Genomic DNA, 20,388 nt, shown 5'->3' with positions numbered 1-20,388 from the left:
GATGCGACGTAGGGAGGCCCGGTATCCCCGGACTATCACGAAACCGTTCCGTCTCGGCCGGGCTTCGACGGCTACCCCACCCCCAAGGGGCCGGACCGCCTCATCACCTGATGGCCGTACCACAACCGTACACGCGTTCGAACCAGCAGTCCAGGCCCTTTCCCCTGCTTTGGCCAGTTGCTTCCGCGAGTTCGCGAGCCACTCATGCTGCGTGAAGATCCGTCAGCATGCGGCCGTCAGGCCGTCGTACTCGCCTCTCTGGACTCGCTCGTCGCGGCCCACGGCGCCACGGCGGCTCCTCGTGAAGGCGCGCCCGCAGTGTGGGCTCCGCCGGTGGGGCGCGGCCACCGCCCTCAGACGACCCGTGCGCCCTCGAGGTCGATCGCCAGCGCCTGGCAGCCCCACCCCGCGGGACAGCGGTCGGCGAGCTTGGCGGTGTAGGCCGAGTCGACGCCGTCGCTGAAGGTGAGCACGGTCGGTCCGGCGCCGGAGACGAGCGCCGCGAAGCCGTCGGCGCGCAGCTCGTCGACGAGGGCGAGGGACTCGGGCATGGCCGGGCGGCGGTACTCCTGGTGGAGGTAGTCGCGGGTCGCGCGCAAGAGGTGCTCGGGGCGGCCGCCGAGCGCGGCGACCAGGAGCGCGGTCCGTCCTGCGTCGGCGGCGGCGTCGGCATGCGGCACGCGCTCGGGCAGCAGACCGCGGGCGACCTCGGTCTTCACGCCTGTCGGCGGGACGAAGACGACGGCGCTGATGCGGGGATCGACCGAGGCGTTGACGGAGAAGAACTCGCCGTCCTCACGCCCCGAGATGGTGAAGCCGCCGTAGAACGCCGGCGCGACGTTGTCCGGATGCCCCTCGAGCTCCGCAGCAAGGCGGAAGACCGCGTCGTCGTCGAGGATCAGCTCGCCACCGGCCACAAGACCTCGGGCGAGGACGAGCCCGCCGACGATCGCCGCCGAGGAGGAGCCGAGGCCGCGGGCGTGGGGGATGACGTTGTGGCAGGCAAGGCGGAGGCCGGGCGGCTGCGCGCCGATGGCGTCGAAGGCCGCCCGCATGGCGCGTACGACGAGGTGCGACTCGTCGAGCGGGACCTCCCCCGCCCCGGCGCCCTCGACGGCGACCTCGAGACCGTCGTCGACGACCTCGGCGACCAGCTCGTCACGCAGGCCGAGCGCAAGTCCCAGCGAATCGAAGCCGGGTCCGAGGTTGGCCGACGTGGCGGGCACCGTCGCGGTGACGGGCCCCTCGACGAAGGTCACGACCGCCTCAGACCAGTCCGGCCGCGGCCGCCGCGGCGTCGATGTCGGCGTCGACGACGACCTCGGGCACCTCGCCGAACCACTCCAGGGCGGTGACCGTGTCCTTGAGGCCGTGGCCGGTGACGGTCACGACCACCTGCTTGCCGGCATAGGTCGGGCCCGTGCCGAGCTCGAGGTCCTGGAGGAAGCCTGCCACCCCGGCCGCCGAGGCCGGCTCGACGAAGACACCGTCGCGTCGGGCGAGCTCGGCCTGCGCGTGGAGGATCTGGTCGTCGCTGAGGGCGGCGAACCCGCCACCCGACTCCCCGGCGGCGGCGGTCGCGAGCTTCCAGGACGCCGGGTTGCCGATCCGGATCGCGGTCGCCCGCGTCTCTGGCTCCGGGAAGACCTCGCCCGTCACGAGGGGCGCCGCACCTTCGGCCTGGAAGGCGCGCATCACCGGCTTGCGCGTGGCGCGGCCGAGGTCGGCGTACTGCTTGTAGCCGAGCCAGTACGCCGAGATGTTGCCGGCGTTGCCGACCGGGAGCAGGTGGATGTCGGGGGCGTCACCGAGCCGGTCGACGATCTCGAACGACGCCGTCTTCTGCCCCTGGAGACGGACCGGGTTGACGCTGTTGACGAGCGCCACCGGATAGTGGTCCGCAAGGCCGCGCGACATCCGCAGGCAGTCGTCGAAGTTGCCGCGCACCTGGATCACCTGGGCGCCGTGGACGAGCGCCTGGGCGAGCTTGCCGGCGGCGATCTTGCCGCTGGGCACGAGCACGATCGGGGTGAGACCCGCCTTGGCGGCGTACGCGGCCATGGAGGCGGAGGTGTTGCCCGTCGACGCGCAGACGCACGCCTTCGCACCCTCGTGCACCGCGACCGAGATGGCGGTGGTCATGCCACGGTCCTTGAACGAGCCGGTCGGGTTCTGGCCCTCGATCTTGAGCCACACGTCGGCCTTGCCGACGGCCGAGAGCCACTCCGAGCGGACGAGTGGCGTGCCGCCCTCCCCCAGCGTGATAGCCGGGGTGTCCGCGGGGATGTCGAGCAGCGGACGGTACTCCTCGATGACGCCACGCCACTGCTGCGTCGTCGGCGCCGCGGCGGTGGCGGACTCGGCGCTCGCTACGGCACCGTTGGCCGGGCTGCTCATCGGGCTGTTCATCGTGGTGCTCACTCGGTCCCCTCGACGCGCATCACCGAGGTGACATCGCGGACGATCTCCATGGTGCGTAGGTGCTCGACGGTGGCCGAGAGCTGCGCGTCGGTGGCCTCGTGGGAGACCACGACGAGCTGAGCGTCCTCGCCCCGCCCTTCCTGGCGGACGGTCTGGATCGACACGTCGTGCTCGGCGAACGCCGTCGCGACGGCCGCCAGGACGCCCGCCCGGTCGTCGACGTCGATGGCGACGTGGTAGCGGGTCAGGGTCTCCCCCATCGGCAGGACGGCCCGGTCGGCGTACGACGACTCCCCCGCCCCGGTCGTGCCCTGCAGCCGGTGGCGCGCCGCGGTGACGACGTCGCCGAGGACCGCGCTCGCGGTCGGGCTGCCGCCGGCGCCCGGGCCGTAGAACATCAGCTGGCCGGCGGCCTCCGACTCGACGAAGACCGCGTTGTAGGCCTCGCGGACGCTGGCGAGCGGGTGGGAGCGCGGGATCATGGCCGGGTGGACGCGGGCGGAGACCGCGCTCTCACCGGACGACGCCTCGTTGAGCTCCGCGATGGCGAGCAGCTTCACGACGCTGCCCATCTCCGTGGCCGAGGCGACGTCGCCGGCGGTCACCTCGGTGATGCCCTCGCGGTGGACGTCGGACGCGGTCACGCGGGTATGGAACGCCAGGCTGGCGAGGATCGCCGCCTTGGCCGCGGCATCGAAGCCCTCGACGTCGGCGGTCGGGTCGGCCTCGGCATAGCCCAGCTCCTGGGCCTCGGCGAGCGCCTCCTCGAAACCGGAGCCATAGGTGTCCATCTTGTCGAGGATGTAGTTGGTGGTGCCGTTGACGATGCCCATCACGCGGGTCACCCGGTCGCCCGACAGCGACTCGCGAAGCGGACGGAGGATCGGGATCGCCCCCGCGACCGCGGCCTCGAAGTAGAGGTCGCGCCCGGCCTTCTCCGCTGCCTCGTAGAGCGTGGGACCGTCCTCGGCCAGCAGCGCCTTGTTGGCCGTGACGACGGAGGCGCCGTTCTCCAGCGCGGCGAGGATCAGCGGCCGGGCCGGCTCGATGCCGCCGATGACCTCGATGACGAGGTCGACGTCGTCGCGGGCGACCAGACCCATCGCGTCGGTGGTGAGCAGGTCCGTGGGCACGTCCACGTCACGCGGCGCGTCGAGGCGGCGTACGGCGACCCCCTTGAGCTCCAGGGGGGCACCGACCCGCGCGGCAAGGTCCGACGCCTGCTCGTGCAGGAGCCGCACCACCTGCGAGCCGACGACACCACACCCGAGGACGGCCACGCCCACACGGTCGATCGGCTTGTCACCGGGGTTTCCACTGCTCACCGCACCAGGGTATCCAGCCTCAGCCTCGGCGTCCGACTCGTGCTCTCCACGCGGACAGTCACCGCCGAGTCTGGCGAAAGCCCGGCGAGTCTGTAGAAGTGGCGGCCGAGATGACGGAACTGCCGGCCCAGTCGCAGAAACGGCAGGCGAGCCTCGGGCCCGGCCGGGCGAAGATGGAGCCATGCTCTTCACCTCCGTCGAGCTCGTCGACCCGGCGACGCTGACGAGCAGGACGCCGTACGCGCCGGCACGGATCTCGCCTCGCTCCTGGCGTTCCTCGCGGAAGGAGGGATCGGTCTACCGCATCGGCCGGCGGCCACCCCGGGATGACGAGGCCCCCGCAACCATCGTCGCGGGGGCCCCGATGCGGCGAGGGCGTCCGTCAGTCGAAGGCGTCCTTCACCTTCTCGCCGGCCTGCTTCAGGTCGGCCTTGCTGCGCTCGGCCTTGCCCTTGGCTTGCTTCTTCTCATCGCCGGTGGCGCCGCCGAGGCGCTCCTTCGCGGCGCCCTTGAGCTCCTCGGTCTTGTTCTCGAGCTTGTCGTCGTTGCTCATCGGAACCCTCCGTTCCATCGTGACCCCGACGAGGTACCCGACGGCTCAGCCTGAATGCACCGATTGGCGCCGTCGCGCAGCAGGCGGGAGTCGGTGGATTTCAGGCTCAGGCGCCCATGTCGGTCGCGAGCAGGTCGTCCTCGGTCTCGCGACGGACGAGCACGCGCGAGCGGCCGTCCCTGACCGCCACGACGGGCGGCCGGAGGGCGTGGTTGTAGTTCGAGGCCATGGAGCGGCAGTAGGCACCGGTGGCGGGGACGGCGACGAGGTCGCCCGGGCGGATATCGCCCGGGAGGAACTCGTCCTTGACCACGATGTCGCCGGCCTCGCAGTGCTTGCCGACGACCCGGCCGAGCACCGGCGCCGCGTCCGAGGCGCGGCCGGCGAGGGTCGCGGAGTAGTCGGCGTCGTACAGCGCGGTGCGGATGTTGTCGCTCATGCCGCCGTCGACGGAGACGTAGGTGCGGCGCGCGCCGCCGTCGAGGGCAACCTCCTTGACTGTGCCGACGGTGTAGACGGTGCACATCGACGGGCCCACGATGGCGCGGCCCGGCTCGACCGAGAGGTGCGGGACGGCGAGACCGAGCGCGCGGCACTCGTGCTCGACGATGCCGGTGAGCTCGTCGGCGAGCTGCTTCGGCGTCGACGGGTCGTCCTGGGTGGTGTAGGCGATCCCGAAGCCACCGCCGAGGTCCATCTCCGGCATCTCCAGGCCCAACTCGTCACGGACCCTCCCGTGGAGCGCGAGCACCCTGCGGGCGGCGACCTCGAAGCCGGCGCTGTCGAAGATCTGGCTGCCGATGTGGCTGTGCAACCCGCGCAGCTCGACGCCCGGCGCGTCCCGCAGGCGGCGTACGGCGTCGAAGGCGTCCCCGGACGAGATCGAGAAGCCGAACTTCTGGTCCTCGTGGGCGGTCGCGATGTATTCGTGCGTGTGCGCCTCGACCCCGGCGGTCACCCGGACCATCACGCGGGCGGTCAGGCCCGTCTCCGCCGTGATCGCGGCGACCCGCTCCACCTCGTCGAAGGAGTCGACGATGATCCGTCCGACGCCCGCGACGATCGCGCGGCGCAGCTCGATCTGGGTCTTGTTGTTGCCGTGGTAGCCGATCCGCTCGATCGGGAAGTCGGCCCGCAGCGCCACCGAGAGCTCGCCGTTGGAGCAGACGTCGAGGCAGAGCCCCTCCTCCGCGATCCAGCGGGCGACGGCCGTGCACAAGAAGGCCTTGCCGGCGTAGTAGACGTCGTAGCCGTCGAAGCCGTCGCGGAAGGCGCGCGCCCGCCCGCGGAAGTCGTCCTCGTCGAGGACGTACGCCGGGGTGTTCACGCCTGCGATGAGATCCGGGATCGGCAGGCCCCCGACGTGGAGGACGCCGTCTGTCTTGTGGGCCGTCGCCGACCAGAGCTGCGGGACGAGGGCGTTGACGTCCTCGGGCGCACGCAGCCAGGACGGGCCGCTGAAGGCGCCGGGCGCGTGCGCCCAGCCGGCCTCGTGGGTGGTCCCGGCCATCACATACGCTCCGGCGCGGTCACACCGAGCAGGCCGAGCCCGTTGGCGAGCACGGTCCGGGTGGCGACGACCAGGACGAGGCGGGCCAGGTTGAGGGGGCCGACCGGCTCGTCGCCCTGCGGCAGCATGCGGCACTCCTTGGTGTCGTACCACTTGTTGAACACCGACGCGGTGTCCTCGAGGTAGCGGGCGACCCGGTGCGGCTCACGCAGCTCGGCGGCGGCGGCCACCACCCGGGGGAACTCCGCCAGCGCACGCAGGAGCTGACCGTCGCGCTCGTGGGAGAGCAGCGCGGGGTCGAAGGCGTCGCCCGGGAGAGACATCCCGAGATCCGCGGCGTTGCGCATCATGGCGCTGGTGCGCGCGTGGGCGTACTGCACGTAGTAGACCGGGTTCTCGTTGGACGCCTTGGTGATCTCGGCGACGTCGAGGGTGAGGGGGCTGTCGGCCGGGTAGCGCGCGAGCGAGTAGCGCAGCGCGTCGACGCCGATCTCCTCCGCCAGCTCGGTGAGGGTGACAATCGTGCCGGCGCGCTTGGACAACCTCAGCTCTGCTCCGTCGCGCATGATCTTGACGAGCTGCCCGATGAGCACGTCGAGCGTCTGCTCCGGGTCGTCGCCGACACATGCCGCCATCGCCTTCAGCCGGCCGACGTAGCCGTGGTGGTCGGCGCCCAGCAGGTAGATGCAGTGGTCGAAGCCGCGTGCACGCTTGTTGAGGTAGTAGGCCGTGTCGCTTGCGAAGTAGGTCAGCTCCCCGTCCGACTTGATGAGGACACGGTCCTTGTCGTCGCCGAAGTCGGTGGTCCGCATCCACAGCGCGCCGTCCAGCTCGTAGACGTGGCCGAGCTCCTCGAGCCGCTTGAGCGTCTCAGGGACCGAGCCGGACTCGTGCAGGGAGAGCTCGGAGAACCACACGTCGAAGTGGGTGTTGAAGCTGTCGAGCTGCTGCTGCTGCTCCTTGAGCTGCAGCTCATAGCCCTTCGCGCGTACGGCGGCGAGCCGCTCTGGCTCGGGCAGGTCGAAGATGCCGGGAACGGCCGCGCCGACCGCCTTCGCGAGGTCGTCGATGTAGGCACCCGCGTAGCCGTTCTCCGGTGTGGGACGGCCGGTGGCCGCGGCGATGATCGAGGCCGCGAAGTGGTTCATCTGCACCCCGCGGTCGTTGATGTAGAACTCCCGCGTGACGTCGGCGCCGGCGGCGCTGAGCACCCGGCCGATCGCGTCGCCGAGGACCGCCCACCGGGTGTGCCCGAGGTGGAGCGGGCCGGTGGGGTTGGCGGAGATGAACTCGACGTTGATCCGCTGCCCGGCCAGGGTGTCGGTGTGACCGTAGGCGTCACCGGCCGCGACGATGTCGGCGGCGAGCCTGCCCTGGGCGCCCGCGTCGACCGCGATGTTGAGGAAGCCCGGGCCGGCCAGTTCCACACCGGCCACGCCGGCGTACCCCTCGAGGCCGGCCTTGATCAGCTCACCGAGCGCACGGGGGTTGGTGCCCGCCTTCTTTGCGAGCTGGAGCGCGACGTTGGTCGCGTAGTCGCCGTGGCCCTTCTGTCGCGGTCGCTCCACCGTCACGCTGGCCGGGACGCCGTCGGGCAGGGTGAGGGCACCCTGGTCGACCAGCGTCGTCAGGACGTCGACGATCGCGGTGGAGAGCTGCTCAGGAGTCACCGTCCCAGGGTATCGGCCGAGCCGCCGCGGACCGCAGTCGAGCCATGGTCGAGCTGCAGTCGAGGCACGGCAGGGCCCGCGGAGTCGGACACGCGGACACCGGTTTCACGTCTACGGCGGCGGGACGGTAGGGTCGTCTCCGCGCTGCTCGTCGGCGCGAGCCCTCGTAGCTCAGGGGATAGAGCACTGGTTTCCGGTACCAGGTGCCGCAGGTTCGAATCCTGCCGAGGGCGCCCCTTGAAGAACCGCAGGTCGGCCCTGCGGTTCTTGTCATTTGGCGCCGGCGGCGCGGATGCCGACGAAACACCGGTCCCATGCGTCACAGTGGTGACCGGACCGCTCACGTCGGCGGCCCTTCCCCGCACCGTCAAGGAGACGCATCCGATGCGCACCGCGCCCGCGCTGACCACGCTCACCCTCGCCGCCACCGCGCTGCTCGCCGGATGCGGCGACCAGACTCCGTCGGCCGAGTCGCCGGAGCCGACGCCGTCGTACTCCGTCAGCACCAGCGCTCCGACGTCGCCGAGCCCCAGCGACGGGCTCAGCGACGTGCCCAGCGACGTGCCCAGCGGTGTCGCCAGCAAGTCTCCGACCCGGAAGCCCAGCACGACGTCGTCACCGGCGACCGGCATGCCGACGCCGACCGGCGCAGCCACCAGCACGCCCGCCGCGCCGAGCCCCACCAGCGTCCCGGTCACCGGCGGCACGGTCCACACCTACAAGAACCTCACCGTCCGGCTCCCTGTCGCCGACGACGCGGTGCCGTCGGCGCCCACGGGCTTCATCTCCTACCTCCGCCAGGCGCTCGAGTCCGACTGGAAGCGGCTGGGCGGCACGCCCGGCTGCAAGAAGGGCGGGATGGTCACCGTCAGCGCGACCCGGAGCGACGGGTTCGCCTACGTCATGCGCGACGTCGACCCGTCGCTGCAGAGCTGCCCGAAGGCGGCGAGCATGGCCGGTGGCTACCGCGCCGTCTGGAAGGACGTGGACGGCACGTGGAAGGAGGTCCTGGCGATGCAGGACGTGCCGCCGTGCACCGACTTCGAGAAGTGGGCCGTGCCCTCCGCCATCCTCGGCAGCGACGCTCAGTGCCTCAAGGGCGACGACGTCGTGCGCTACCGACACTCCTGACCGCCGCCCCGGCTCGCGTCGCCCGCCGGCCGCCCGACCGGCTGCCCCGCCCGGCCGGTCGTCGGCTCAGACCGGATCAGCGGCAGCGCGACAACGTCGCGTCGTCGCGGGCGTCCTCGCCCATGGCGCGCGCGGCGGAGACGAACGGCATCACCACGCTGGCGCCGTTGACGTCACCGATGGACCCCTGGACCACGCAGGTCCGGATCTTGGCGGGATCCACCCGTGCCACCGCCTGGGCGAGCCGGAAGAGCTGCGCCGGTGACAGGTTCGTCGAGAGGTTCTTCATCACCGACGCGACGCCCTTGGCGAGGAAGCCGACGTCGCTCTGGTGGGCACGGATCTTGGCCTGGATCCCGGCCAGCACCCGCTGCTGGTTGGCCGAGCGGTCGAAGTCACCCCGGAGCAGGGCGTGACGGATCCGGGAGAACGCCATCGCGTCGTACCCGTCGAGATGGATGCGCCCCTTCTTGAACCCCTTCGGCTTGAGGAACTCGTCGCTGAAGGCGACCGGGTTGTCGACCTCGATCCCGCCGATCGCGTTGACCATGTTCTCCAGGTAGGGGAACTTCGTGACGAAGACGTACGTCGGCCGAATGCCGACCAGGTCGCCGACCGCGTCCCCGAGGCCGCGCGGTCCGCCGTAGTAGAGCGCGGCGTTGATCTTGTTCTCGCCATGTCCTGGGATGTCGACCCACGAGTCCCGCGGGATCCCGATGGAACTGGCGGCATGGGTGCGGGTGTTGATCCCGATCAGCTGCAGCGCGTCACCGCGGGTGTGCAGCATGTCCTCGCCGGGCCGCGCGTCGGAGCCCACGGCGAGGATCCAGACGACGTCCTTCTTCGCCAGGGTGCCGAGGTCGACGCCGGACGCCTCCGGCAGCGCGACGAGCTCGGCGTTCGTCGGCGCGACGGTGGAGTCGGGGACGACGAGCGCCGCGAGCGCCAGGACGATCCCCAGGGCCAGCGTACCGGCCAGCCGCCGACGCCCCGTCCGGAGGACGCTGCGCAGCACGGTGAACGGGTGGTTCATGAGGAGGCTCCCCCGCTCGGGCGTCGGCTGGGGGCCGTGGACGGCGACCCTGGTCCCGCCGTTGCCGCGGCCAGTGGTCGACGGGTCTTTGAGATGGTGAATGCGAAGACCTTCCATGCCCCCTCGACCTTCACGAGGTCGAGCTGGCCGCGGACCAACTGCCGGGTGACCATCCCGCTGGTGCGATAGTTGAGCCACACCCGCGCCGTCACTCCCACCGGCCATCCCTTCGCCGCCAGGACGTCGAGCTTGACGGCCTTCGCCAGCGGACGTACGCCGTCGATGCGCGGCCCGAGGTCGGCGTTGCTCATCAGGCGCAGCTGGGTGCGCGCCTCGGCTGCTGCGCCCGCGGTGAATCCGGGGAACGCCGTGGTGAAGGCCGACGGCTGGCGGGGATAGTCGCCGCCGACGTACGCCGCATCGAACCACCCGTCCACGACCTTGCCGACCTGCGTGACGATGGCGGTGCGCGCCTTCGGCTTCAGCGGGCCCGTCACGTGGGCGATCGTGGTCCGAGTGGTGACCGGCCGCGGCTCGGTGGGCGGACGCGGCGTGGTCTTGTCGTGGGAGGCGCCGCAGCCGCTGAGGGCGAGGGCGGCGACCACCGCCACCGCGGCACCGCGAGGCGCACGACGACGGCACCTGGGGGTCATGGACATGGGCGCTGATCCATCGTTTCGGGAGACGTTCGTGCCCGCGATGAGGGGGCGGTCATGTGGAACGTCTTACACCTTGCCCGAATCTCGACCCTGGACCCTGCATTTGGGTACGGGTGGGTCTAGCCTTGATGGCCGGTAACCGATTCAACGAACAGCGCGCAAATCCGGAAGAGGCGAAGCACGTCGTGTCCTCAGGCACCCCATCCCCCAACACTGCCGACATCCCTGCGGAGTTCGGCGCCAACGAGTGGCTGGTCGAAGAGATGTACGACCAGTACAAGAAGGACCCGAGCAGTGTTGACCCCGTCTGGGTGAAGTTCTTCCAGACCAACGGGAACCCGGCGGCCCCCAACGGCTCCACCACGTCCGCTCCGGCCGCGCCTGCAGCGCCGGCCGCCCCCGCTGCTCCGGCCGCCCCTGCGGCCAAGCCCGCCACCCCGGCGCCGGCCCCCCAGACAGAGCCGTCGGCGCCGGCCCCGGTGGCGAAGCCCCGCCCGCAGGCCAAGGCCGCCGAGCCCGCGAAGGGCACCACCTCGCCGGTACCGAAGGAGAGCGCTCCGGCGAAGCCGGCGGAGATCAGCGACGAGCCGACCTACACGACGCTGCGCGGCATCCCGGCGGCGACCGCGAAGAACATGAACGTCTCGCTGTCGGTGCCGACCGCGACCTCGGTGCGCAACATCCCGGTGAAGCTGCTGTGGGACAACCGCACCGTCATCAACAACCACCTCAAGCGCGCGCGTGGTGGCAAGGTCTCCTTCACCCACCTGATCGGCTACGCCATCGTCAAGGCGATCAAGGCGATGCCGGCCATGAACAACACCTACGAGGAGATCGACGGCAAGCCCACGATGGTGACGCCGCCGCACATCAACCTCGGCCTGGCGATCGACCAGCAGAAGCCCGACGGCTCGCGTCAGCTCGTGGCTCCGTCGATCAAGGGCTGCGAGACGATGGACTTCGCCGGCTTCTGGACGGCCTACGAGGACATCATCCGCAAGGCGCGGGACAACAAGCTCGGCATGGCCGACTACACCGGCACCACGGTCAGCCTGACCAACGTCGGCGGCCTCGGCACCAGCCACTCGGTGCCCCGACTGATGGCCGGCCAGGCCGCCATCATCGGCGTCGGCTCCATGGAGTACCCGCCCGAGTTCCAAGGCGCCTCCGAGGCCACCCTGGTCCGCAACGGGGTCAGCAAGATCATGACGATGACCTCGACGTACGACCACCGCGTCATCCAGGGCGCGCAGTCCGGCGAGTTCCTCCGCATCGTCCACCAGCTCCTGCTCGGCGCCGACGGCTTCTACGACGAGGTCTTCGCCAGCCTCCGGATCCCCTACGAGCCGATCCGCTGGGCCCAGGACATCTCGACCAACCACGACGACGAGATCAGCAAGCAGGCCCGCGTCCTCGAGCTGATCCACGCGTTCCGCGTGCGCGGCCACATGATGGCCGACACCGACCCGCTGGAGTACAAGCAGCGCAGCCACCCCGACCTGCAGGTCGAGAGCCACGGGCTCACGCTCTGGGACCTCGACCGAGAGTTCCCGACCGGCTCGTTCGGCGGCCAGGACAGGCCGTTCATGAAGCTGCGCGACATCCTCGGTGTCCTGCGCGACGCCTACGTCCGCACCACCGGCATCGAGTACATGCACATCCAGGACCCGGAGCAGCGTGCCTGGATCCAGCAGCGCGTGGAGCGCCCGTACGACAAGACCCCGCGCGACGAGCAGCTGCGCATCCTGGAGAAGCTCAACCAGGCCGAGGCCTTCGAGACGTTCCTGCAGACCAAGTTCGTCGGCCAGAAGCGCTTCTCCCTCGAGGGCGGCGAGACCGCGATCCCGGTCATCGATGAGCTCTGCGAGGCGGCCGCCGAGGCCGGGCTCGACGAGGTCACGATCGGCATGGCCCACCGCGGCCGCCTCAACGTGCTCGCGAACATCGTCGGCAAGAGCTACAACCAGATCTTCCGCGAGTTCGAGGGCAACATCGACCCGCGCACGGTCCAGGGCTCCGGCGACGTGAAGTACCACCTCGGCGCCGAGGGTGCGTTCACCTCCGGCAAGGGCGCCCAGATCAAGGTCTCCGTCGCCGCGAACCCGTCCCACCTCGAGACGGTCGACCCGGTGCTCGAGGGCATCGCGCGGGCCAAGCAGGACGTGCTCAACAAGGGCGCCGAGTTCCCGGTGCTGCCCATGCTCGTCCACGGTGACGCGGCCTTCGCCGGACAGGGCGTGGTCGCCGAGACGCTCAACCTGTCGCAGCTGCGCGGCTACCGCACCGGCGGCACGGTCCACGTCGTGATCAACAACCAGGTCGGCTTCACCACCTCGCCCGGCTCGTCGCGGTCCTCGCTCTACGCCACCGACGTGGCCCGGATGGTGCAGGCGCCGATCTTCCACGTGAACGGCGACGACCCGGAGGCGTGCGTCCGGGTGGCGCGGCTGGCGTTCGAATACCGCCAGGCGTTCAACAAGGACGTCGTCATCGACCTCATCTGCTACCGCCGCCGCGGTCACAACGAGGGCGACGACCCGAGCTTCACCCAGCCGCTGATGTACGACCTCATCGAGCAGAAGCGGTCCGTCCGCAAGCTCTACACCGAGTCGCTCATCGGCCGCGGGGACATCACCGTCGAGGAGGCTGAGCAGGTCCTCGCCGACTACCAGGCCCGGCTGGAGCGCGTCTTCACCGAGGTGCGCGACGCCGACAAGCAGCCGGAGGCCTGGGAGACGGTCCCGGCGTACCCCGCCAAGCCGGCCGCGGACACCGACACGGCGGTCCCGAGCGAGACGCTCAAGCGGATCGCGGATGCCTACGTCACCCCGCCGGAGGGCTTCACCGTCCACCCGAAGGTGCTCACCCAGCTCCAACGCCGCGCCACCCAGATCTCCGAGGGCGGCATCGACTGGGGCACCGGAGAGATCCTCGCCTTCGGCTCGCTGCTCATGGAGGGCCGCCCGGTCCGCCTGGCGGGCCAGGACTCACGACGGGGCACGTTCGTCTCGCGCTTCGCGACGATGATCGACCGCAAGAACGCCGACGAGTGGACGCCGCTCTCCCACCTGACCGACGACCAGGCGAAGTTCTACGTCTACGACTCGCTGCTCTCGGAGTACGCCGCGCTCGGCTTCGAGTACGGCTACTCCGTGGCGCGTCCCGAGGCGCTCGTGCTCTGGGAGGCGCAGTTCGGTGACTTCGTCAACGGCGCGCAGTCGGTGATCGACGAATACATCACCTCCGGCAAGACCAAGTGGGGCCAGGACTCGGGCGTCGTCCTCCTGCTCCCCCACGGCTACGAGGGCCAGGGACCGGACCACTCCTCGGCGCGCATCGAGCGCTGGCTGACGATGGCGGCCGACGACGCCTTCACCGTGGCCCAGCCGAGCACGCCGGCGTCGTACTTCCACCTGCTGCGCCAGCAGGCGCTCGAGGGAGCACACAAGCCGCTCATCGTCTTCACGCCGAAGTCGATGCTGCGCCGCAAGGAGGCCGCGTCGCAGCCGGCCGACTTCACCTCCGGCAGCTTCCGCCCGTTCATCGGCGACGAGTCGGCAGACCCGTCGGCGGTCGACACGCTGCTGCTCTGCTCGGGCCGCATCACCTGGGACCTCGTCGTCGAGCGCACCAAGCGGGAGGACAAGGGTCGGTTCGCGATCGCGCGGACCGAGCAGCTCTACCCCTGGCCGACCGCCGATATCCAGGCGGAGATCGCGAAGTACCCCAACCTCAAGGCCGTGCGCTGGATCCAGGACGAGCCCCACAACATGGGCCCGTGGCCGACCTTCGCGCTCAACATCGCCCCCGAGCTGGACCGCGAGGTCGAGCCGATCACGCGTCCGGCGTCGACCTCCCCGGCGGTCGGGACGGCGAAGCGCCACCTCGCGGAGCAGAAGGAGCTCTTGGAGCGGGCCTTCGCCTGATCCTCGGCTCCGTGACGACGGCCCCCGGTGTCTCACCGGGGGCCGTCGTCATTCACGGCACTGAGAGAATGCCGCCATGTACTTCACCGACCGCGGCATCGAGGAGCTGACCACCCGACGAGGCGACGAGGAGGTCACGCTGGCCTGGCTCGCCGAGCAGCTCCAGACCTTCGTCGACGTCCACCCGGAGTTCGAGACCGCCGTCGAACGGCTCGCGACCTGGCTGGCCCGGCTCGACGACCCCGAGGACTGATCCGACCCGCGTGGGCGCGAGGCCGACCTGTCGGCGGCCCGCTGGCGTCGTCGGCGGTGCTACGGCGCCGTCGGCTCCTCGTCGGCATCCTCATGCTCCTGCGCGGCCTTGCGCGCGGAGTCACGGATCGCGAAGAGCTCGGTGGCCAGACCGCCGACGGCGCCCACGACGTCCTGCACGGCCTTCGCCACGATGGTCGCGACCTCGCCGACCGTGCCCGCCACGGCGTCGGCGGCATCCTGCAGCGAGTCCTTGCGGATCTCCGCGCGGCTGAGGTGGTCGGCCTGCGGCGGCTCGTTCGACGCGGTCATGTGCCCAGTCTCCCCTGCTCTCGCTCAGGCCGCCATCGGCGTCTCGGCGACCGGTGAGTGCGGCGCGGTCGCGGTCCGCCGGGTCGGCAGCGCGTAGCGGCAGATCTTCGCCGCGACGCCGAAGAGCTGCTTCGAGAGGCGACCGGTGTTGTAGGCGAGCCCGTAGCGCTCGCAGATCTCGCGGACCTCCTCGGCGATCTCGGGATAGCGGCGCGCGGGCAGGTCGGGGAACAGGTGGTGCTCGATCTGGTGGGACAGGTTGCCGCTCATGATGTGGAAGAGCCGCCCGCCGGTGATGTTGGCCGACCCGAGGAGCTGGCGGTAGTACCAGTGACCGCTGGTCTCGTTCTCGCACTCCTCCTGCGTGAAGCTGGCCACGCCGGCCGGGAAGTGGCCGCAGAAGATGATGTTGAAGGCCCATACGTTGCGCACCAGGTTGGCCGCGGCGTTGCCCACCAGCGTGAGCGGGAAGAGCGGTCCGGTGAGCGCGGGGAAGAGCAGGTAGTCCTTGAGGGCCTGACGCCTGACCTTCCGCCGGATGCCGGCGTGCAGCGGCTTGTTCTGCTCGAGCGTACGGCGACCGGCGACGAGGTTCTCCACCTCGAGGTCGTGGAACGCGACGCCCCACTCGAAGAACACCATCAGCAAGAAGGCGTAGAGCGGGTTGCCGAGGTAGTAGGGATGCCACGGCTGGTCCTCGTCCATCCGCAGGATGCCGTAGCCGATGTCCCGGTCCTTGCCGAGGATGTTGGTGAACGTGTGGTGGATGTAGTTGTGGGAGTACTTCCACTGCTCGCTCGGGCAGACGTTGTCCCACTCATACATCCGCGAACTGAGGCCGGGCTCGCCCATCCAGTCGTACTGGCCGTGCATGACGTTGTGGCCGATCTCCATGTTGTCGAGGATCTTGGAGATGCTGAGCGAGGCGACCGCCGGAAGCCAGCCGACGACGGGCACGTAGAACAACGCTCTCCCGATCAGCTCGAAGGTGCGCTGCTTCTTCACGATCCCGCGGATGTAGGCCGCATCCTCCTCGCCGAGGTCGGCGATGATCCGCTGGCGGATCGCATCCATCTCGGCGCCGAAGGCCTCAAGCTGTGCGGCGGTCAGTCTCTTGTTCCCGGTCTTCTCGACACTGGTCATGGTCGTCCTTTCGTCGTCGTGATCACAGATCCACCGAGCAGTCGCCCTCGGCGGTGCTCACGCAGATGCGGATGTCCTCATCAGGGCGCGCGGAGATCTCGCCGGTGAGCACGTTGCGCACCGTCCCCTCGCGCTTGCGGGTGGTGCAGGAGAAGCAGATCCCCATCCGGCAGCCGGACTCCGGGCGCAGCCCCGCCGCCTCGGCCTGCTCGAGCAGGGTGCCACCGTCGTTGGCGACGCTCAGGCCCGTCCGGGCGAAGTCGAGCGACCCGCCGGCCGCGCCACCGGTCCGCGGCGGCTTGAACCACTCCACCCGGAGCCGGTCGCTGCCGTCGTACGCCGCCTGGATGGCCTCGATCAGCGGAGCCGGCCCGCAGGCGTAGGTCAGCACGTCGCGGTGGCCGGGGACGAGCCGCTCCAGGAACGCCGGCGAGAGGTAGGGATCGCCGTGGCTCGGGTGGAGGACGTGGACGTCGATGCCGTGCCCGGACCTGCGGATGTCATCGAGCTCGGTGGCGTAGATCAGCCGGTCCGGGCTCGGCGCGTAGTGGAGGAAGGTCACCCGACCCCGGTGCGTGCGGCGCTGGAGAGACCGGAGCATCGACATCACCGGGGTGATGCCGGAGCCACCGGAGACCAGCATCAACTGCTCCGGCACACGGTCGGGCAGCACGAACTCGCCCTCGGCCTGCGAGAGGTGGACGAGCGTCCCCGGCCGTGCGCGCTCGGCGAGGAACGACGAGACGCTGGGGCGGTCTGCCACGGCCGGGTTCGCACGCACGGTGATCGTGAACCGGTCCCCCGGCCTGGAGTCGGGGCTGGAGATGCTGAAGACGCGGGTGGTACGCCGTGCCCCGGCCAGCTCGACGCCGACGCTGACGTGCTGTCCGGCGCGATGGCCGCGCCAGGTGGAGGTCGGTTGCAGGGTCAGGGTCGAGACGACCGGCTGTCCCGCGGCGTCCACCTCCCGGCGTACGTCGACGACGCGGGCACGCACGTCGTGTGCCACCCACATCGGGTGGACCTGCTCGAGGTAGCGGTCGACGCCGTGCGGCGACGCCAGCGCGGCGAGGGTCCGGGACCGCAGCGCGCGGCCGACGAGATCGAGGCTCATGGGGAGCTCCTCGGATTGAGTGAACATCCGTACACCGGAAATATCGCCACCCCAGGCCGTAGCGGTCAAGACAGGCTGCGTGTGACCTGGGCTACGCCGAAGCCGCGCAGCACACCTGTTCACCGGGCCGTATCATGAGCGCGTGACCGAGACACGCCTCGAGCGCAAGGAGCGGACCCGACGCGCGATCCTGGACGCGGCGCTCGGACTGACGCGCGAGTCCAGCCTGGTCGCCCTCTCCCTGCGCCAGGTCGCCAAGGAGGTCGGGATCGTGCCGACGGCGTTCTACCGTCACTTCGACTCCATCGAGGCGCTCGGGCTCGCGCTCGTCGACGAGTCGTTCGCCTCGCTGCGCGCCCTTCTCCGGGACGTGCGCCGCGCGTCGGAGGTCGACCGGAGCGCCGCCGAGGATCTCGTCGACCAGCTGGTCGACCGGTCGGTCGACGTGCTCGTCGACCACGTGCGCCGCCAGCGCGACCACTTCGCCTTCATCGCGCGCGAACGCGTGGCCGGGCCGACCGCCGTGCGCGACGCGATCCGACACGAGCTCGAGCTCTGCGAGCGCGAGCTCGCCACCGACCTCGCCCGCCTGCCCGGCACCGCCGCCTGGTCGGTCGACGACCTGCGGGTGCTCGCCGCGCTCTTCGTCTCCACCATGGTCACGACCGCCGAGTCGATGCTCGCGGCCGGCCGGGCGGAGGCCGAGCGGCAGATCATCGCCACGGTCCGCACCCAGCTGCGGATGGTGGTCGTGGGCGTTGCTCACTGGCCCTCCGGCGCCGCGGTGTGACCTCCAGGGTGCGCTCTGGCGCACGCTGGAGGTCACACCGCGGTCAACTCGGGCGGAGCGTCACGTCGGGGACCGTCGCATCCCGCGACAGGTCGAGCACGTGGACGATCGTGGCGACGACGGTCGACGCTTGGATCCAGCGGCCGGCGTCGTACTCCTTGCTCTCCTGCTGGTGGACCTTCTCCTGCATCGGGGTGGCGGTGCGGCCCGGATAGACACTTGTCACGCGTACGCCGTGGGCCGACTCCTCCGCGCGCAGGCTGTCCGCGAGCGCCCGGAGCCCGAACTTCGAGGCGGCGTAGGCCGCCCAGCCCGGGTTGGCGTTGAGTCCCGCGCCGCTGTTGACGATCACCACGGTGCCCTGCGCGGCGCGCAGCGCGGGCAAGGCGAGCCGGGTGAGGATCGCCGGCGCGAGCAGGTTGACGGCCAGCTGGCTCTGCCAGGCGTCGGTGCGCAGCTCCGCAACCGGTCCGAGCTCGACGACACCGGCGGCGTGGACGACCGCGTCGAGGCGCTCGGGCAGGGTGAGCGCCTCGATCGACCCGGGGTCCGCGAGGTCGGCCTCGAGCACCGTCGCGTCCGCGAAGTCGGCCGCGCGGTCGGCCGAGCGGACGACGAGAACGAGCTCGTCGCCGCGCTCGGCGAGACGCCGCGCCAGCTCGTGGCCGATGCCGGAGCCGGCTCCGGTCAGCAGGACCTTCATCGCAGCCGCCCTGGGATCGGCCTGACTACCTGAGTCACCGCGTGAAGACGATCTTTCCGAAGACGTCGCCCTGGTGCATGGCCGCGAACCCGTCGCGCGCCTTCTCCATCGGGAGAGTGCGGTCGATGAGCGGGCGCCTGCCCGAGGCCTCGAGCAGCGACACGAGCGAGGCCAGCTCGCCGCGCGTCCCCATCGTCGAGCCGATGACCCGGAGCTGGAGGAAGAAGATGTGGGTCAGCATCGCGTCGTCGAGCTTCGGGCCCGACGTCGTACCGCTGATCACGATGGCTCCGCCCGGCTTGAGCGACCGGACGGAGTGCTCCCAGGTGGCGCGCCCGACCGTCTCGATGACCGCGTCGACCTTGGCCGGCAGTCTCTCCCCCGAGGCGAACGTCTCGTGGGCGCCGAGCTCGAGGGCCCGCTCCCGCTTCGCCTCGTCGCGCGAGGTCGCGTAGACCTTCAGGCCCGCCGCGCGAGCCAGCGTGATGGCTGCGGTCGCGACCCCTCCGCCGGCACCCTGCACCAGGACGGAGTCACCGGCCTTGAGCGCACCCTGGGTGAACAGCATGCGGTACGCCGTCAGCCATGCGGTCGGGAGGCAGGCGGCCTCCTCGAAAGACAGCCCGGCGGGCTTCGCGACGACGTTGCGCCTCGGCACGGCGACCTTGTCGGCGAAGGTGCCCTGGTAGCGCTCGGAGAGCAGCGACCGCTTGGGGTCGACGGTCTCATCGCCACCGGTGAAGCCCGGGTCGCTCACCACCGCGTGGACCACGACCTCGTTGCCGTCCTCGTCGAGGCCGGCGGCGTCGCAGCCGAGGATCATCGGCAGCGCCTCCTGCTTGAGGCCCACCCCCTGCAACGACCACAGGTCGTGGTGGTTGAGCGACGCGGCCTTGACGGTCACGGTGGTCCACCCGTCGGGGACCTCCGGGTCGGGACGCTCCCCGACCACGAGCCCGCTCAGCGGGTCCTCCGGGCTGAAGCTCTCGGCGTAGACAGCGAACATGCCCCCAACCTAGTGGCTGTCGCGAAGAGTCCGTCGGGGGTGGCCCGTGCTCCTGCGGTGCGCGCCGCCGAGTCGGCGTCGATGTACGCCGACTCGGCCCGGCTTGTGGATCCTTCGCCGAGCGCGCGTCAGGCGCGGGCGACCCCGTCACGCCGTGCGGCCTCGGCGACGGCGGTGGCGACCGCGGGACCGACCCGCGGGTCGAACGGCGCCGGGATGACGTAGTCCTCGGTCAGCTCCTCGCCGACCAGTCCGGCGAGCGCCTCCGCCGCGGCCACCTTCATGCCCTCGGTGATCGCCGAGGCCCGCACGTCGAAGGCACCGCGGAAGATGCCGGGGAACGCCAGGACGTTGTTGATCTGGTTGGGGAAGTCGGAACGGCCGGTGGCCACGACCCGCGCGTGCTGGTGGGCCACGTCGGGATGGATCTCGGGGTTGGGGTTGGCCATCGCGAAGATGATCGCGTCGGGGGCCATCGTCGCGACGACCTCTTCGGGCACGGTGCCGCCCGAGACACCGATGTAGACGTCGGCGCCGTCCATGGCGTCGGCGAGCGTGCCGGTCCGGCCGGTGAGATCGGCGGTCACCGCCGCGATCGCCGACTTGTGGGGCGTCAGGTCGCCGCGCGCCGACGACAGCACGCCCACGCGGTCGAGCAGCGCGATGTCCTTGACGCCGTACTCGAGCAGGATCTTCGCCACCGCGACGCCGGCGGCGCCGGCGCCGGAGATGACGACCCGGGTCGACTCCGGCGTGCGCCCCGTGAGACGGAGCGCGTTCATCAGCGCCGCGAGCGAGACGACCGCCGTGCCGTGCTGGTCGTCGTGGAAGACCGGGATG

18 protein-coding genes and 1 tRNA gene are annotated in these 20,388 nt (G+C 70.7%); 5 read left to right on the top strand and 14 right to left on the bottom strand.

What is annotated here, in order from left to right; genetic code table 11:
- Positions 1-353: 353 nt before the first annotated feature.
- From thrB to argS, 6 genes are all read right to left on the bottom strand, one after another.
- Positions 354-1,259 carry a homoserine kinase gene (thrB, locus tag AB3X52_RS18635; RefSeq protein ID WP_367995605.1) on the bottom strand — a complete coding sequence of 302 codons (906 nt, stop codon included), beginning with the start codon at positions 1,257-1,259 and terminating at the stop codon, positions 354-356.
- A gap of 7 nt (positions 1,260-1,266) precedes the next feature.
- Positions 1,267-2,397 carry a threonine synthase gene (gene thrC, locus AB3X52_RS18630; protein WP_367995606.1) on the bottom strand — a complete coding sequence of 377 codons (1,131 nt, stop codon included), beginning with the start codon at positions 2,395-2,397 and terminating at the stop codon, positions 1,267-1,269.
- A 20-nt stretch (positions 2,398-2,417) separates the two neighbouring features.
- Positions 2,418-3,746, bottom strand: coding sequence for a homoserine dehydrogenase (locus AB3X52_RS18625; protein WP_367995604.1), 1,329 nt, complete (start codon positions 3,744-3,746; stop codon positions 2,418-2,420).
- A gap of 382 nt (positions 3,747-4,128) precedes the next feature.
- Positions 4,129-4,299, bottom strand: coding sequence for a CsbD family protein (locus tag AB3X52_RS18620; RefSeq protein ID WP_367995603.1), 171 nt, complete (start codon positions 4,297-4,299; stop codon positions 4,129-4,131).
- A 106-nt stretch (positions 4,300-4,405) separates the two neighbouring features.
- Complete coding sequence (lysA, locus tag AB3X52_RS18615; protein WP_367995602.1) at positions 4,406-5,809, bottom strand: diaminopimelate decarboxylase; 1,404 nt, start codon at positions 5,807-5,809, stop codon at positions 4,406-4,408.
- Positions 5,809-7,479, bottom strand: coding sequence for an arginine--tRNA ligase (argS, locus tag AB3X52_RS18610; RefSeq protein ID WP_367995601.1), 1,671 nt, complete (start codon positions 7,477-7,479; stop codon positions 5,809-5,811). The genes lysA and argS overlap by 1 nt, the downstream gene beginning before the upstream one ends.
- Positions 7,480-7,639: 160 nt before the next feature.
- On the opposite strand from argS, the gene AB3X52_RS18605 reads away from it, so the two are divergent.
- Both AB3X52_RS18605 and AB3X52_RS18600 read left to right on the top strand, forming a co-directional pair.
- Positions 7,640-7,712: transfer RNA gene (locus AB3X52_RS18605), tRNA-Arg, on the top strand.
- Between the two features lie 151 nt (positions 7,713-7,863).
- Positions 7,864-8,610 (top strand): hypothetical protein, encoded by a 747-nt coding sequence (locus AB3X52_RS18600; protein ID WP_367995600.1) that lies wholly within the window; start codon positions 7,864-7,866, stop codon positions 8,608-8,610.
- Between the two features lie 76 nt (positions 8,611-8,686).
- On the opposite strand, the gene AB3X52_RS18595 is transcribed toward AB3X52_RS18600, so the two are convergent.
- Positions 8,687-9,643 (bottom strand): LCP family protein, encoded by a 957-nt coding sequence (locus tag AB3X52_RS18595; RefSeq protein WP_367995599.1) that lies wholly within the window; start codon positions 9,641-9,643, stop codon positions 8,687-8,689.
- Entirely contained in the window at positions 9,640-10,302 is a 663-nt protein-coding gene (locus AB3X52_RS18590) for a hypothetical protein (protein ID WP_367995598.1), read from the bottom strand. Before AB3X52_RS18590 ends, AB3X52_RS18595 begins: the two co-directional genes overlap by 4 nt.
- A gap of 185 nt (positions 10,303-10,487) precedes the next feature.
- Here AB3X52_RS18590 and AB3X52_RS18585 point away from each other — a divergent pair, with 185 nt between their 5' ends.
- Together AB3X52_RS18585 and AB3X52_RS18580 are read left to right on the top strand one after the other, a co-directional pair.
- Complete coding sequence (locus tag AB3X52_RS18585; RefSeq protein WP_367995597.1) at positions 10,488-14,228, top strand: multifunctional oxoglutarate decarboxylase/oxoglutarate dehydrogenase thiamine pyrophosphate-binding subunit/dihydrolipoyllysine-residue succinyltransferase subunit; 3,741 nt, start codon at positions 10,488-10,490, stop codon at positions 14,226-14,228.
- Positions 14,229-14,304: 76 nt separating this feature from the next.
- On the top strand, positions 14,305-14,481 hold the full coding sequence (locus AB3X52_RS18580; protein ID WP_367995596.1) for a DUF6104 family protein: 177 nt from the start codon (positions 14,305-14,307) through the stop codon (positions 14,479-14,481).
- 59 nt (positions 14,482-14,540) lie between these two features.
- Here the strand turns inward: AB3X52_RS18580 and AB3X52_RS18575 are convergent, their stop codons facing one another.
- The 3 genes from AB3X52_RS18575 to AB3X52_RS18565 are packed head-to-tail and all read right to left on the bottom strand — an operon-like array spanning position 14,541 to position 17,049.
- Positions 14,541-14,792 carry a hypothetical protein gene (locus AB3X52_RS18575; RefSeq protein ID WP_367995595.1) on the bottom strand — a complete coding sequence of 84 codons (252 nt, stop codon included), beginning with the start codon at positions 14,790-14,792 and terminating at the stop codon, positions 14,541-14,543.
- Positions 14,793-14,816: 24 nt separating this feature from the next.
- Positions 14,817-15,935, bottom strand: a complete 1,119-nt coding sequence (locus tag AB3X52_RS18570) for a fatty acid desaturase family protein (RefSeq protein ID WP_367995594.1) — start codon at positions 15,933-15,935, stop codon at positions 14,817-14,819.
- Between the two features lie 22 nt (positions 15,936-15,957).
- The gene (locus AB3X52_RS18565) at positions 15,958-17,049 is read right to left on the bottom strand and encodes a flavin reductase family protein (protein ID WP_367995593.1); all 1,092 of its coding nucleotides are present in this window, start codon (positions 17,047-17,049) and stop codon (positions 15,958-15,960) included.
- 142 nt (positions 17,050-17,191) lie between these two features.
- Between AB3X52_RS18565 and AB3X52_RS18560 the strand changes: the two genes are divergently transcribed.
- On the top strand, positions 17,192-17,839 hold the full coding sequence (locus AB3X52_RS18560; protein ID WP_367995592.1) for a TetR family transcriptional regulator: 648 nt from the start codon (positions 17,192-17,194) through the stop codon (positions 17,837-17,839).
- 43 nt (positions 17,840-17,882) lie between these two features.
- Here AB3X52_RS18560 and AB3X52_RS18555 read toward each other — a convergent pair whose 3' ends face one another.
- From AB3X52_RS18555 to AB3X52_RS18545, 3 genes are all read right to left on the bottom strand, one after another.
- A complete protein-coding gene (locus AB3X52_RS18555; RefSeq protein WP_367995591.1) occupies positions 17,883-18,542 on the bottom strand; it encodes an SDR family oxidoreductase in 660 nt (219 codons plus the stop codon).
- 34 nt (positions 18,543-18,576) lie between these two features.
- Positions 18,577-19,548 (bottom strand): zinc-binding dehydrogenase, encoded by a 972-nt coding sequence (locus AB3X52_RS18550; protein WP_367995590.1) that lies wholly within the window; start codon positions 19,546-19,548, stop codon positions 18,577-18,579.
- 128 nt (positions 19,549-19,676) lie between these two features.
- Positions 19,677-20,388 (bottom strand): NAD(P)-dependent malic enzyme (locus AB3X52_RS18545; protein ID WP_367995589.1); only part of this gene is annotated, 712 nt, incomplete at its 5' end.

Origin of the sequence: Nocardioides eburneus (assembly GCF_040838215.1) — a bacterium.
GTDB lineage: Bacteria > Actinomycetota > Actinomycetes > Propionibacteriales > Nocardioidaceae > Nocardioides > Nocardioides eburneus.
This window is presented reverse-complemented; position numbering and strand designations above follow the sequence as displayed.

Excerpts from the sequence above, each read along its gene's own strand:
- thrC (WP_367995606.1), bottom strand. The coding sequence starts at position 2,397 with ATGAGCAGCCCGGCCAACGGTGCCGTAGCGAGCGCCGAGTCCGCCACC.
- AB3X52_RS18620 (WP_367995603.1), bottom strand. The coding sequence starts at position 4,299 with ATGAGCAACGACGACAAGCTCGAGAACAAGACCGAGGAGCTCAAGGGC.
- lysA (WP_367995602.1), bottom strand. The coding sequence starts at position 5,809 with ATGGCCGGGACCACCCACGAGGCCGGCTGGGCGCACGCGCCCGGCGCC.
- AB3X52_RS18600 (WP_367995600.1), top strand. The coding sequence starts at position 7,864 with ATGCGCACCGCGCCCGCGCTGACCACGCTCACCCTCGCCGCCACCGCG.
- AB3X52_RS18595 (WP_367995599.1), bottom strand. The coding sequence starts at position 9,643 with ATGAACCACCCGTTCACCGTGCTGCGCAGCGTCCTCCGGACGGGGCGT.
- AB3X52_RS18590 (WP_367995598.1), bottom strand. The coding sequence starts at position 10,302 with ATGTCCATGACCCCCAGGTGCCGTCGTCGTGCGCCTCGCGGTGCCGCG.
- AB3X52_RS18580 (WP_367995596.1), top strand. The coding sequence starts at position 14,305 with ATGTACTTCACCGACCGCGGCATCGAGGAGCTGACCACCCGACGAGGC.
- AB3X52_RS18575 (WP_367995595.1), bottom strand. The coding sequence starts at position 14,792 with ATGACCGCGTCGAACGAGCCGCCGCAGGCCGACCACCTCAGCCGCGCG.
- AB3X52_RS18570 (WP_367995594.1), bottom strand. The coding sequence starts at position 15,935 with ATGACCAGTGTCGAGAAGACCGGGAACAAGAGACTGACCGCCGCACAG.
- AB3X52_RS18565 (WP_367995593.1), bottom strand. The coding sequence starts at position 17,049 with ATGAGCCTCGATCTCGTCGGCCGCGCGCTGCGGTCCCGGACCCTCGCC.
- AB3X52_RS18555 (WP_367995591.1), bottom strand. The coding sequence starts at position 18,542 with ATGAAGGTCCTGCTGACCGGAGCCGGCTCCGGCATCGGCCACGAGCTG.
- AB3X52_RS18550 (WP_367995590.1), bottom strand. The coding sequence starts at position 19,548 with ATGTTCGCTGTCTACGCCGAGAGCTTCAGCCCGGAGGACCCGCTGAGC.